Annotated in this window: 10 protein-coding genes, 5 pseudogenes and 1 other annotated feature; of the genes and pseudogenes, 7 read left to right on the plus strand and 8 right to left on the minus strand. The window is 61.9% G+C overall.

Going from position 1 to position 13168, the window contains the following annotated elements; translation table 11 throughout:
• On the plus strand, window positions 1-352 hold a 352-nt coding region (locus EJC49_RS18990), incomplete at its 5' end, for a tetratricopeptide repeat protein (protein WP_126701517.1).
• A gap of 80 nt (window positions 353-432) precedes the next feature.
• On the opposite strand, the gene EJC49_RS18995 is transcribed toward EJC49_RS18990, so the two are convergent.
• The gene (locus EJC49_RS18995; protein ID WP_245453475.1) at window positions 433-1629 is read right to left on the minus strand and encodes a patatin-like phospholipase family protein; all 1197 of its coding nucleotides are present in this window, start codon (window positions 1627-1629) and stop codon (window positions 433-435) included.
• Window positions 1630-1888: 259 nt separating this feature from the next.
• Between EJC49_RS18995 and EJC49_RS19000 the strand changes: the two genes are divergently transcribed.
• The 3 genes from EJC49_RS19000 (at window position 1889) to EJC49_RS19010 (ending at window position 6245) form a co-directional block, all read left to right on the plus strand.
• Window positions 1889-2143: a mechanosensitive ion channel family protein gene (locus EJC49_RS19000; protein WP_342635362.1), complete on the plus strand. Its 255-nt coding sequence runs from the start codon at window positions 1889-1891 to the stop codon at window positions 2141-2143.
• Window positions 2144-2896: 753 nt separating this feature from the next.
• On the plus strand, window positions 2897-3709 hold the full coding sequence (locus EJC49_RS19005) for a hypothetical protein (protein ID WP_126701519.1): 813 nt from the start codon (window positions 2897-2899) through the stop codon (window positions 3707-3709).
• A gap of 310 nt (window positions 3710-4019) precedes the next feature.
• Window positions 4020-6245 (plus strand): AAA family ATPase, encoded by a 2226-nt coding sequence (locus tag EJC49_RS19010; RefSeq protein WP_126701520.1) that lies wholly within the window; start codon window positions 4020-4022, stop codon window positions 6243-6245.
• Between the two features lie 148 nt (window positions 6246-6393).
• Here EJC49_RS19010 and EJC49_RS19015 read toward each other — a convergent pair whose 3' ends face one another.
• Entirely contained in the window at window positions 6394-6951 is a 558-nt protein-coding gene (locus EJC49_RS19015) for a hypothetical protein (RefSeq protein WP_126701521.1), read from the minus strand.
• A gap of 436 nt (window positions 6952-7387) precedes the next feature.
• On the opposite strand from EJC49_RS19015, the gene EJC49_RS19020 reads away from it, so the two are divergent.
• Entirely contained in the window at window positions 7388-8146 is a 759-nt protein-coding gene (locus EJC49_RS19020) for a hypothetical protein (RefSeq protein ID WP_126701522.1), read from the plus strand.
• 93 nt (window positions 8147-8239) lie between these two features.
• On the opposite strand, the pseudogene EJC49_RS19025 reads toward EJC49_RS19020, so the two are convergent.
• The 5 genes and pseudogenes from EJC49_RS19025 to EJC49_RS26220 form a co-directional block, all read right to left on the minus strand.
• A pseudogene (locus EJC49_RS19025) lies at window positions 8240-8944 on the minus strand (IS5 family transposase); the annotation flags it as partial.
• 60 nt (window positions 8945-9004) lie between these two features.
• A pseudogene (locus tag EJC49_RS25780) lies at window positions 9005-9301 on the minus strand (transposase); the annotation flags it as partial.
• A gap of 4 nt (window positions 9302-9305) precedes the next feature.
• Complete coding sequence (locus tag EJC49_RS26215; protein ID WP_126701529.1) at window positions 9306-9638, minus strand: IS3 family transposase; 333 nt, start codon at window positions 9636-9638, stop codon at window positions 9306-9308.
• Window positions 9638-9988, minus strand: coding sequence for a transposase (locus tag EJC49_RS19040; RefSeq protein WP_126701525.1), 351 nt, complete (start codon window positions 9986-9988; stop codon window positions 9638-9640). Before EJC49_RS19040 ends, EJC49_RS26215 begins: the two co-directional genes overlap by 1 nt.
• Window positions 9989-10064: 76 nt before the next feature.
• Window positions 10065-10202 (minus strand): annotated as a pseudogene (locus EJC49_RS26220) (ATP-binding protein); the annotation flags it as partial.
• On the opposite strand from EJC49_RS26220, the pseudogene EJC49_RS26135 reads away from it, so the two are divergent.
• Window positions 10146-10889 (plus strand): annotated as a pseudogene (locus EJC49_RS26135) (IS3 family transposase); the annotation flags it as partial. The pseudogenes EJC49_RS26220 and EJC49_RS26135 overlap by 57 nt on opposite strands.
• Window positions 10303-10418: a sequence feature (AL1L pseudoknot), on the plus strand. It overlaps the preceding pseudogene by 116 nt.
• Window positions 10890-10980: 91 nt before the next feature.
• Here EJC49_RS26135 and EJC49_RS26315 read toward each other — a convergent pair.
• Window positions 10981-11207: pseudogene (locus EJC49_RS26315) on the minus strand (ATP-binding protein); the annotation flags it as partial.
• 115 nt (window positions 11208-11322) lie between these two features.
• On the opposite strand from EJC49_RS26315, the gene EJC49_RS19060 reads away from it, so the two are divergent.
• Complete coding sequence (locus tag EJC49_RS19060; RefSeq protein ID WP_170314789.1) at window positions 11323-12837, plus strand: FAD/NAD(P)-binding protein; 1515 nt, start codon at window positions 11323-11325, stop codon at window positions 12835-12837.
• Window positions 12838-13168 lie beyond the last annotated feature (331 nt).

Consider the following 13168-nt stretch of genomic DNA (forward strand, 5'->3'; position numbering starts at 1 on the left):
CGAGGCCGCGGCGCGCGCCCTGCTCGACGTCGCCGCGCGGCCCGGTTCCGCCCCCGACCCGGCGCTGAGCACGGCACTGGGGGAGTGGCAGGTCGCGCTGGCCCTGCGGACCGATTTCCCCGAGACGCATCTCCAGATCGGCGGCGCGGCGCTGACGGGGCGCCATTTCGGGCGCGCGCTCGATGCCTTTCGGCAGGCGGTGGCGCTCGACCCGCAACTGGTCGATGCGTGGACCATGATCGTCCGCCTGCAGGCGGCTCTGGGCGATCCGGATGGAGCGAGACGGTCGCTGGAACGAGCCCTCGCCGCAAACCCCGGAGCTCCCGCCCTGCTCGCGCTGCGCAACCTGTGACGACGGGACGGGTTCACTGATCGGGCATCCGCCGAGACGGAAGGGCGATGGCATATCCGCTGCGGCCAGGTTCGACATGTTCAATGTTCGAAGCCGGGGGGACTTGCATGCCATGCCGTTCCGGCGAGGCCCTGTTCGTAGCCCAGCTGGTAGAGCTTGCGCATGTAGGCCAGGTCGAACGGCTCGCTCGACTTGACGTCGAACTCCGACGGTATGAACGCCAGATGGTATTTCAGGCCGTCCCGCTGGGCGCCCAGATAGATCCGGTACATGTCGCCTACGCCCTGGGTCCGGATCAGCGTCGAGATCGAGCGTCCGGCTATCGGCAGCAGTTTCGGCTTCACGGGGTCGTAGATGGGATCGAGCGAGGCGTTCCGGATGACGTAGACGTCCGGCTTGCCCGGCACCTTCAATTTGCGGGTGACCTTTCGCCAGTCGATCCCGACGGGATAGAGGAAGACCTGGGACGTCGTGCCGCCATCGACATGAAGCTCGTCGAACATGCGGCCGTCGGCCTCCACCTTGATGAGCATGGGCGGGAAGGCCCCGGGAATCGACGCGGAGGCCATGAGCACGTCGTGGATCAGCGCCGCTGCGCGCGGGTCCCGGCTGTCGGCGATCGCGCCGATGTTCCACAGCACGGGCCGTCCGGCATCCAGATTCGTCGTGCCGATGAAGAGACGCCTGCCCCTGCGATGCTCGGCGGCGATCTTTGCTATCACTTCGGCATTTATGTAGCTCGCGATGAGGCGCCTGAGCCGCGTGGTGTCGGCCACCGAAGCCGCGGAGAGAATCTGAAGCACCGGCCTCGTCTCGATCAGATCCTTCGTCGAGTAGATCGTATAGATTTCGGTCAGCTGGCGGTCATATTCCGGTCCGAGAAAGGCGAAGGGCGCGATCAGCGAGCCCGTGCTGATGCCCGTGACCATCGTGAATTCGGGCCGCCGGCCCGACGCGGTCCAGCCCGTCAGGAGACCGGCGCCATAGGCACCGTTCTCGCCGCCACCTGAGAGCGCAAGATAGGCGTGCGGCTTGCCATAGATGCCGCCGAACTGGCGCCGGAGCACGTCCGGCGGGGCATCGATCATGGCGTCGAACCATTTCGGCTTTTCGTCGCCCCAGATCCGCACGCTACCCTGCCGGTCGGCCTCCGATGCCATGGAGGCCGACGGCATCGCTTCCGCGCGGGCGACATCCACTTCGGGCAGAGCCATGCGCTCGATGTCGGTGGTACAACCCGCCGCAACCAAGGCCGTGACGAACAACAGGCCGGTCAAGAATTGGCGGCCGACCCGAAACGGGAGGCGGCGCGTCGGGTCCTGACTACGACCGCGAGATGGATTCAGTGCCAAAAGGGCAAGTGCCGGCGCCAAGGCCGCCTCGCCGAACCGAATCAATCCCATGAGTTTGTCGCCATCCCCCGTCCATTCCGTCCGACACGCGCCATGCCGACTTCAAAAGGTTAGAGGTGCCCTCGCGGGAGATCCCCCATTCCCGCGCTCAGGCTAGGCCGGTTCTTCACCGCGATCTTGTCATTTGGCGCCATGGAATGCTGGACGTCCATCCAAATCCTACCCGCCCGGTTTCCAGCTCAAGCTGAAGATGACGACAAAGCCGGGCGAACAGTACGCGGTTCGCAAGAAGGCCTATCTGCTGATCAAGAAGCTGTTCGACGAGAACGGGATCGATTTCGCGTACCCGACGATAAGGGTGATCGAAGGGGGCGACGCCCACGCCGCCGCCGCCGCGCACGAGGTGTTGACCGCCGGGCCGAACTCCGAACCGGCATGACCCGGCTCGGCGGCTACGAGAGTTCTCGCGGAGCGACCTGGTCGGGGATGCATACGTCGAGTGAACCCCTCCCGAGTAGCGGGTTCGCTCAATGCTCCAGATCGTCTACACGCAAGGGTTCCTGTTGGTCACACATTCGTTGCGTCTGGAGGCTTCTGTAATCCGCAGGCACGACAGAGCGGCCGGGCTGAGTTGTAGGACCTCATTGCAAACCGGATCTCCGAAGCAGCGGGACGAAACAGTCAGGTTCGACCTGTGCTCAATATGCGGCATCAGTTCGGCCATCAAAAGCAACCGCGCGGTCCACTAAGAATTCGAACGCAACCTCGATGCACTGGGTACGCCAGATGGGCTCCACTGCCTGGCCCGGTCCTGAACGAATTATACCAGGAATGCATTGACCACGCCGAGGCGACGCTCGCGCTGGCCAACATGGCCTTCAGATCGCATCCTGCGGCATCGGCATTAACCATGCCGGCGCCTGGTGCTTGCGATCCCAGCGAGATCCCGATCGGTTGCGACCGTTCACGCTGCGGCATGGACGAGAAGCGGCCTCCGCCCGGTGCTCGTAACACCTGACGAAGGCCTGACCCAACGACCTACGCGAGAGGCAATCGGGCTATGGGAATTGATAGATGGCATGGCCGCCGTCCGGAAGGGGCGCGCGGCAGTTCGGTGGCGGGGCTGGCGGGTTATCGACGCCATTCTCCACAGGTGGGTTCGGCGACCCCGAAGGATGCCCATCAGGCAGACGTGGCATCCCTCGTCGACAACGCGATGGCGGCAGCGCTGGCTGGCGAGACGCGGGACGACAGCACCTTCGGCGACTACGCGTCCTTATTCGGTTTCTGCCGCTCGGCCGTGATGCAGGAAGGGCGGCTGCTCGAGGATTCGATCGCGCTGGCGGTTCGACGCAACCCCGATCTCATGCTGCTGCCGCCGAAGCCGATGCCGATCGTTCCGGCGGCGCAGGAGATGCTGAAGCGGACACCGTCGGACGAGATCAAGGGCATCCGATTTCCGTCGCGTGTCCATGCGACGGAGTCTTACAGGCCCGACCTCTTCGTGGTGAACCGGGCGAAGCACTCCGGGCTCATCCTCGACATCAAGCGCTCGCTTCCGTCCTACCGTCCGCAAGAAATCGACCGGCTCCGTTTTCGAATGCTGTCGGTGGCGGCGATCGCGTCGGAATGGATCGCTGAGAACCGTGGTCCGCTGCTGGTCTCGGTGGAGACCGCGATCGTCGATGGCGCTGACGAATTGTCCGACCATGAGCGTGGCGTCTTCCGGCTGTCCCAGATCGACGAACTTCTCGGCACAGAAGGCACCGCAGGATTCGTCGAACAGGTCCGGGAAGGCTTCTCGAGGCGCGTCCAGGAAGAGCTGGAGCGGCGGTGCAAGACGGTGCTCGGACTGCCACTGGAGGGCAAGTCAACCTCTGCCGCGCTGAATCCTTTGGCGCAGCCAGATGAGGTGTCACCACTGGGCGGCGAGGTCATCGGCATAAGGGCGGCCGGGCCTACCGAGCGCCGCTTCGGATACGCCCAGAGGCCGGGTCTCCACTAGGACTCCCAGAGCCTCCGCACCCCCGAAACCAATCCCGATTCCACGATCACGGATCGCGCCAGGCGCCGATCCGACAGGAGAGCCATGCCATGCGAAGGCATTCCAACCCCCCACCGCCCCGACGGCCCGGCCAGGGGGAATCCACTAGTGCCATCTTCGGAGGGTCAAACCGGGCCGGAACCGACCCAGGAGCGGCGCTGCCGCGACCCACCATCCCACCCCGCTATCTCGCCGGATCGGATGCTCTTCAGGACGTCCTCGGGCACACGCCCGGCTGTATTGCCCTCAGCCGCCAGGGGGCGATCTCGTCTTGCGACTGCAGGATTCGACCGATCGAGGACTCCGCCGTCGTGATCAGCATGGTCATCCAGTATGTCCGCCTCAGCGGCTACGGAAAGCATTCGCTACCTTCCGTCCTGACGGAACTCCTGTCCCGGCAGCTGGAGGGTGGAGACCCTGCCTGCAGAGTGGTCGCGGCATGGCTTGTCGACCTCGGCATCCTCGACGCAGGAATCCTGCGCGGAGGGGCAGCCCGATGAGCCGCAAGCGCATGACGCCGCAGGTTCGGGCCAAGGTCTCGAAGACTGTCGGCAGGTTCCTCGCCTACTGCTCGATCATGAGCGCCTGTCGTCATGATCGGCGCCTGCGCCGTGGGACCGCGCTGGCGCTCGTTCTAATCCTTCCGGACGGCGCCGACAGCGATGACTTCAAGGAGGCGGCACAGATCGCGCTGAACCGACCCGGAAGGAGCCGCTGGGACTTGAGGGATGAGTCCGAGAGGGTGGTGATGGCATCGGACCTTTGGGGTGGAGAGGCCAGGAAGCTCAAGCCACTCGACAACGCGATCCTGAGGGAGGACCGGCTGATCATCCTGGCAAGGACGCCCGGCGAGGTGCCGGCCGGGGTTCGGGCGGCCGTCGACGATGTCATCATGCTCCAGCGACCCACCGTGCGGCACGTCACGGCGGCCGCCCGTCTCTGCCTTGGAAAGCGGATCGAAGCAGCGTCGGCCGAGGAGGTCGCCGACATGCCGCTGTCGCTCGTCGCCTCGATGCTGCGCCGCGGCCGCCCGATCTCGGCCTCGCTGGACGCGATGAGAAAGGCGCAGGCAGCAGCCCAGGTCCGGAAGCCGCCGCTGCTGGACCTAGCCAGCCTTCACGGTCTCGGCAAGGCTGGCGCCTGGGGACAGGAACTGGCAATCGATCTCAAGGACTGGCGGGAGGGTCGGATCAACTGGACCGACGTCGATCGAGGTGTCCTCGTCAGCGGCCCACCCGGAACGGGCAAGACGACCTTCGCCCGTGCGCTCGCTTCCACCTGTGACGCTCATCTGGTGCTCGGCTCGCTGGCCAGGTGGCAGTCCCGTGGACACCTCGGCGATCTGCTGAAGGCGATGCGGGCGGCCTTCGCCGAGGCACGGGAGAAGGCCCCATCGATCCTGTTCATCGACGAGATCGACGCCGTCGGCGACCGCGACAAGTTCAGCGGCGACAGCGCCCACTATTGCACCGAGGTCGTCGCCGGGCTGCTCGAATGCATCGACGGGGCCGAACGCAATGACGGCGTCGTCATCGTCGGTGCGTGCAACCAGCCGGAACGCATCGATGCCGCACTGCTGCGCCCCGGCCGCCTTGACCGCCATGTGCGCATGCCGCTTCCGGACGAGCCGGCGCGGGTCGGCATCCTGCGCTGGCACCTCGGCGAGATACTGGAGGGGGCTGACCTCACCGAGATCGCTCAGCGGACAGCAGGCTGGAGCGGCGCGGGTCTCGAGCAGCTCGTACGTGACGCGCGCCGCAAGGCACGGCGTGAACGTCGGGCGATGATCCTGGAAGACCTGATCGCCCCTCTACCCGCACTCCAGACCGTACCGCCCGCACTGCTGCGCCGGGCGGCCATTCATGAGGCCGGGCATGCCGTGGTCGCCGTCGTCCTCGGACACCCGCTCGATCATGTCGAACTGCGGGTCGGACCAACCGCATCCAATGCGTCCGGCTTCCTCTCCCTCGGCCGTGTCCGATACCGGGAGCCAACGTTCCAGGAACGGACCGTGCAGGATCTGCTCGACCAGATCTGCGTCTATCTCGGGGGCACAGCCGCTGAGGAAGTGCTTCTTGAGGGTCGATCGGCGAGCGCTGGCGGTGCTGCTGGCAGCGACCTTCACCATGCCACCCTTGCCGCGCTCCGGATCGAGGCGTCCTACGGCCTGGGCCAAGGACTGGCGTACCTGTCGCCCGACCAGGACGAAGAGCTGCTGACCAGCCTCCAGACATCCTTCGTCCTCCGGGATCGGGTGGAGGCGCTGCTTGCGCAGCAGATGAAGCGGACCATCGCCATGGTCGAGAGGCATCGAGCCCCCATCGCCGATGTTGCGGAATGTCTTCTCGGGGGTGGGCCTCTAGTGGCGAACGAAATTATGACGATCATGCCGGTGACGCCAGATCCGGTCCATGATGCTCTCGGAGTGGGACCTTCGAATGTCCAAAGTCATGACGCCGAATCTGGAGGGTTGAGATATGACGGCACCAGACGCTGATGAATCCCTAGCGGAGATATTCCTAAACTGGGTCGGCCTAGGCGCGCAGATATGTTCCTTCGGACTGAGCTATATTTAGCCATCCGAGCGCGGACAATATTCCCCGATTGCCATTGTATACGAATGAGGGACACGAATTCCCGTCTGCCTAAACGGGCTGGTGTTCTCTGAGAAAAACGGCGGCCGCGAGATTACCTTCCTCGAACGACATTTCTCCGCGGAAGCAGTGCGAAAAATTTTGATGACGAAGGGATCCAATATGCGCAACGATGAAAACCTTCGCAGTCGGATCGACTTGATCGATGGATGCAGCGACCTGACGAACAAGATGCGAGCCTATGTTTTGTCCGCGGAAGGGCCGGCGGACGAAAGCATGTGCTTCGTAAGATCCTGGAAACCTCCTTCCAAGACGTGCGACAAAGGGCAATGGTGAAAGATCCGCTGAAAAGGCGGCGCCAACCCCGGCGAATTCGTTGCCGTCCAAGGCGGCATTCCAGTCTGAATGGTCCTCAAGCTGGAGGCCATGTGGACGTGAGAATGGGTTGGAGGCTCGCCAGTATTGCATAAAGAGCATGCTACCCGCCGACGCGAGAGGCGGGTCAACCCCTGCGTTCCCATGTTTATGGAGTTCCTCTTGCGCCATCGCCTCGACAGTAACGATTGCTTCTGAACGTTCCAGACGCATGGTACGGCCATCAAATGACATGGCTTGGCCTCCTGATCTTCCTTCGTCGTTGCTTTTCCCTGCGGGCAGCCCGCCCCCCCGATGCGCAAAGACCTGCCCAGCCTCTTTGCACATGTGTTTCACATTAGTTAACCAGTCGGGTCGATAGTTGTCAATCGAAGGAGGTGAATGTGGCCCCCAATTCGTTGCTGCACCGCAACTAGGTTGCGACATCTCGTACAAAATGCACCGAAAGGGGCAATTTCTCGCTTGACTTCGCCGCTGTCGCTCCATGTTATGGACATGAATGTGACTAACTTGTCTGCGATTGAATCGTCATGCGCTACGAATTTCTAGTCCATGCATGTGTTCTCAGCCCTTGCGGCTACCCGGCGCACGATCCGATTGGAGGACAGCATGAACGCCCAAAACAATGCCACTTCGGCGAATCTCTAACTGAGCGCGATAGGAGGTCTACATGTTGACATTCCAAACCCTTTCAACCGTCGGTGACTCGGCTGCCGCCTTTTGCCAGCTTGCAGAGGCGGAACTAAAGGGTGGGTCCGACGCTGCGAAGGCCGTCGAAGACGATCAGTTCACCCGACTTCTTCGCGAGCCGCCAGGTGAGGTAAGTCGCAAAGGCCAAGACGCCGATGCGATCCAGCAAAACGTGGACAGCACCTACGAACTGGCGGTCAGACTGAGGTCCGTTATGCTGGATGTCCATAGGTCTCGGCGTAACATGATCGAGTTGCTGCGACAGTCTATTCAACGCTGGCACACGTTCTACGTTCGCCATGCAACGGACGAAGAGCGCAAAGCTCGTGCAGAAGACGCATTCCTCGCGACATTTCCCGGAATTTTGTTGTACGCTAAAATTCTTGCGAACGTAACTGACGAGCGCCTCGGCGAGGTCCTAGATGTCGCGGGCCATTCAGTAGCCAGGTACATCAAGGGGGAGAGCGCACCACGTGTTAGCGCACGGGCAGAATTTATGTTCAGGCTACGAGATTGGCTGATGCTCAGGGAGCGCGAACTCGACGGGCTGCTGGATCGCGAGCAAGTTCATTTCACGAAAGATGCTTGCATGAACGTGACATCGATCCAAGCGCATGCGGCTACTTCGGGAAAGTCACGGGCTCACTCAGGCAAAGACAGTTTGCCAGATCTGCATAAAGATGCAGCGCAGAAGCGCTCGCAATCGTCTAGCGGAAATTCGGCTGCAAGATCTCATTAAAGCCTTCAACAGTGAGCCCATAGAGAATTTGCTATCCGCTATGATGTTAATCAGGGCGGATGGCGATTTTCTGAGAGTCCGTGCCGAAACTGCTCATGATTGGCGTGCGATGCGCCTGACCAGGATCATGGCGGCTGCGGCGTAGAGGAAAGCCGTCGCGGATTCGATGGTCGCCTCGGCGTCCTTCCACAGCCTCCGGTTTCGGCTTATCCAGGCGAAGAACCGTTCGACGACCCAGCGTCTCGGCTGTACGGCAAAGCCGACTTGATCCGGCGTGCGCCTGACGATCTCGACGGCAATGGAGGTGGCATCAGCGACGCGTGGACTTTGATACCCAGCGTCGGCGAAGACCTTGCGGATGAAGGCGAACGGCCGCTGCGAAGCTTGCAGGAGCGGCCCTGCACCGTCACGATCCTGTATGCTGGCCGGGTGCGGGAACAGCACCAGCGCCCGGCCCTCGGTGTCGACCAGCGCGTGGCGCTTGCGGCCATTGATCTTCTTGCCGGCGTCGTAGCCGCGTGGACCGCCGCTCTCACAGGTCTTCACACTCTGGCTGTCGATGATCGAGGCCGTGGGCGAAGCGTCGCGTCCGCAGCGCTCGCGGTCCTTCATCAGTAGCCTGTGATTGATCTTCTCGAATAGGCAGTCGTCGCGGAACCGGCAGAACCATCGGAACACCGTGCTTCTCGCCGGGAAGTCGGACGGCAGGAGCCGCCAGCCGATCCCGCCGCGCATGACGTAGAAGATCGCGTTCATGATCTCGCGCAGCGGCCATTGGCGCGGACGCCCCGTCTTCGCGTGTCAATGCCGCGTGAATTTTCCCCAAAAGTTGGAGTGCGCCCCTTGAAGGCGACAGGATCAGGCGGCGGTTTTGACAGGGTGCCGGGTGTGTTGATCCTCGAACTGCTGCGGGCTCAGATATCCGAGCGCCGAGTGTAGCCGACGCTCATTGTAGACCTGGTCGATGAAGCGCGGAAGGTCGGCGGCGACATCCGCGAAGCTCTCGTAGGCCATCGGGTAGACCGCTTCGACCTTCAGCGTCTTCATGAAGCTCTCCGCTTTTGCGTTGTCATAGGGATTTCCCCGGCGCCCCATCGATCCGACGAAGCCGTGCTGCGCCAAGACCTGTCGGTAGCGCCAGGCTGCGTATTGGGCGGATTCAAGTGGTCGTCGCAACACTCGCAAACGGGAGGTTTCGAAGACTCTTCGAAAGCGGCGGTCGCATCGATCTGGTCGGGCGCCATTGCCATCGCCAGGACGCCCCCCAGACGACATAGCGCCGGCGCCGGCGAGGCTGAAGGTCATGCTCGCGCATGAGGCGTCGCAGTTTCTTGTGATTGACGACCATGCCCTGCTGACGTAGCGCGGCTTGCATGCGGCGATAGCCATAGGCCTCGAAACTGTCGGAGATCGCTACCATTCGTTCGACGAGGGCGGTGTCGTCGACGCTCACAGCCGGCCGGTCGTAGAAGGTCGAGCGTGCGATTCCCATCAGACGGCATCCTTCCGCGACGGAGATGCCGCAGGGCCGGTGATCACGGATGTAGTCGCGCTTCTCGGCCGCGGTCCGTGCTTCAGAGCCCCCTTTAGAAACACGATCTCCAGAGCCTGCCGACCGACGAGCCGCTCCAGGGCGGCGATCCTGGCCTCGTAGGTCTGGATCGTGTCGGCTGCGGTGGCTTCGTCGTCGAACGCTCCGGCCTCGAACTTCTGGATCCAGATGCGGATCAGGTTCCGCGACAGATCATGCCGCCTGCCGAGGCTGTGGAGCGCCTCGCCGGCAAGATACTCCTGCACGACCTGCCGCTTGAACTCGATGCTGTGGGTGCGATGTCGAACCATGGGCTTCCATCCTTCGAAAGCCCGGCCAACCGGTCAATGCCATTCCATCAATCTGTCCACCCGCAGGGGCGCACTCCAGCCGGTAGCTGGAACCTTCGATCTGGACGACGACCGCATGGTGCAGCAACCGGTCGAGCAAGGCGGTTGCGACGACGGGATCGCCGAAGACCTCGCCCCATTCGGCAAAGCCGCGGTTCGAGGTGAGGATCATGGCGTCACCTGCACTGGCCAGACGCTTAACGAGTGGGTGAAAAAGGCTGGCGTCGACGCAGGCGGGAGCTTCGGCAGGCCAACGAGATCCTGCACAAGGCGTCCGCATATTCTGCGCAGGCGAAGCTCGACTGCCCCTTCAAACGATGATCGCGTTCATTGACGATCATCGCAAGACCATGGGTTCGAGCCGGTATGCAAGGTGCTGCCGATTGCCCCGTCCATCTACCGCGACAACCTCGCCAAGCTCGGCGATCCGAGAAGCTCTCGGCGCGAGCGAACCGGAAAATTGGGCTGAAGCCGCCGAGCGCGTCTCGCCAAGAACCTCGAGGTCTATGGTGCGCGCAGGGTCTGGCGGCAGATGCTGCGTGAAGGCTTCGGCGTCGCGCGCTGCACGGTCGAGCGGTTGATGGCCGACCTCGGCCTTGACGGCGCCATCCGCGGCAAGTCCATCCGCACCACGGTGCCGGCAAGGCTGCCCAGTGGCCGCTCGATCATGTGAACTGGGGTCTTCCATGCCCCGGCACCAAACCGGCTCTGGCTCTCGGAATTCACCTACGTCAGCACCTGGTTGGACTTCGTCTGCGTGGCCTTCGTGATCGACGCCTATGCCGGCCGGATCGTCGGATGGCGGGTGAGCAGGACGGCGCATGCGAGCTTCGTCCTCGATGCTCCGGATCAGGCGCCGCCCTAACGGCGACCAGCCCATCGCGGTGGTCTGGCGCACCATTTGTCAAGCGGCTCCGGGAACTGACCCCTTAGCGACATGAAGAACCGCCCCCTCATTGGTTGACGTTCTTAGTTTGCTGTTCAAGCGCCGTGCCGGCCTTCTGCAGAAGGCCGGCACGGCGCTTGTCGCGCAGGCGATAGCTGTCGCCTCGAATGTGATGATGCTGCAGTGGTGGTGCAGCCGGCCTAGGATTGCTATCGCGACGAACGAACCCCCGAACACCGTTCCCCACTCGACGACGGAGCGGTTTGACGTCACCCGCATGGAACCGCGTTCGTAGCCGCCGCAGGGGGAAGGAAAAATGAAGCTCGTATTGTGAGTCACATGTATTGACACTTGTCGCGACTCAAGGCACATTTTGCGTGGCTGAACTCAAATCCGAAGGAGGCTTAATGTGACTGGTTTGTCAATCGTTGTGATCGGGGGCGGACCTGCTGCCACGGCAGCGCTGAGCCGGCTGGTATGGTACCGGACATTCTTGAACTCACCATCGGTCGCGGTTGTGCAGTTGTTCGTTCCCGACAAGGTGTTCGGCAAGTCCGCTCCGTGGAGTACGCCGGTAGCCTCGCACATCACGAACATGCCGGCGCATACCCTCGGACCTTCCTCTGTAAATCCCGAAGCTATCGTTGAGGGATTGAACCTTGCGCACCTGACTAAGGAGCATAACGGTGATGTCTACCTGCGCCGCGACAGAGTCGGCGATGCCTTATGCGCCGACTTGGTGCGACAGATAGGCCTGCTTCGCGCGAATGGTGTCAGCGTTACCGTCCACCGTAAGAAGGTTGCCGATATAGAGCCGATCGGGACGGACCGCGTTAACGTGATCGACGAAGAAGGCGCCGCAACGACCGCCGATGGCGTACTTTTAGCTACGGGCAACTGGGAACCGGATAAGTACGTGCATCTACGCGGAACACCCTTCTACGCCGGTCCTTGGCAAATCGATGAGGTTCGACCGCTTTTCGGAAAGCGGCTGCTCATAATAGGCACATCATTATCGTCGATCGACCTCACGCACAGCTGGCGCTTCCTAGGTAATACACGGCCAGTCGTATGGGGTGGCACGTCGGGCATCATACCGGGTGTGAGACCGCTCTATCGTAAGCCGAGCGCGAAACTCATAACTCCCGAATTCCTTCGCGACTTCCATCGCGTCAACGGGCCTCTGTCGCTCGAAGCAGTAATACAACTCGCGATCGCGGAGATCGTGCTGAATGGCGGGAACTGTGACGATCTTGTAAAGCTCCGCGATCGGATGTTTCTCGAGCATCTGGAGCAGATACGTATCGGCGTGATTGAGGCGAGAATGCCTCATCCATACTACGATGCGCTCAAGATCTTTGACGATGTTGTCCATATCGTCTGGGACTTTATGTCAGAGGCGGCCAAGGATGCGTTCAAGCAGTACTCGACATTGCAGGCCGCGATCCAGTGGCCCGCGCCGCCCAAGAACATGGTCAAGCTAGGCCGTTGGATTGGGTCTGGCTTCGTTACTATAAGGCGCGGAATACGCGAGGTGGAATGGGACAATGTAAACGACCGCTATGTGGCGACCTTCGCGGATGGCCAGGTACTTGATTTCCAGGCCGTCGCTGACTGTTCTGGCATCGGCAGTGATATTCGAGATGCCACTTGCCCGCTGATGGCAAGCCTGCTTCGCCGCTCCTTGGTAAAGCGCCATCCGCGCGGCGGCGTAATTGTCGATAAGGACACAGGCCGCATCGGTGCTGGTGGGGAGCAGCAATTGCCCGTCTGGGTATGCGCCGGCAGTCTGACTAAGGGAACGCACTACTTAACCAACCAATTGCTGACCGTGACCGCGACTGCACGTGCAGGAATCGACGACATGCTGAATTCACTCAATCCGGCAACCGCGCGCGCTCCAACGAAGGCCCTAGTTATTTAGTCGCAGAACGTTATTTCGCGCCGATGACGCCCCGCTCCAGAGCGGGGCGCTGCATTCAAAGCCTTAAGGGTCCGTGGCAAAATCGAATACGTCAGGCCCATCGTTCGACCTTGAGGTTTTGACGGCCGCATTCGCAATTTTTGCCCGGAAGCAGATACCTCAGAAGTTCAGACTATCGGGATCAGGTTTCGGGATTCGTGAGCCTTAGACCTAAGTGGCGATGCTGACGCGCATCTTGTAGAAATTCATCATAATGCCGATATTATGCGGTGAGCGACCCGAGACATAGGTGACGGAACGTACCGGACACATGGGTAACACTTTCCGTTTT

The organism is Aquibium carbonis (genome assembly GCF_003970795.1).
Taxonomy (GTDB): domain Bacteria; phylum Pseudomonadota; class Alphaproteobacteria; order Rhizobiales; family Rhizobiaceae; genus Aquibium; species Aquibium carbonis.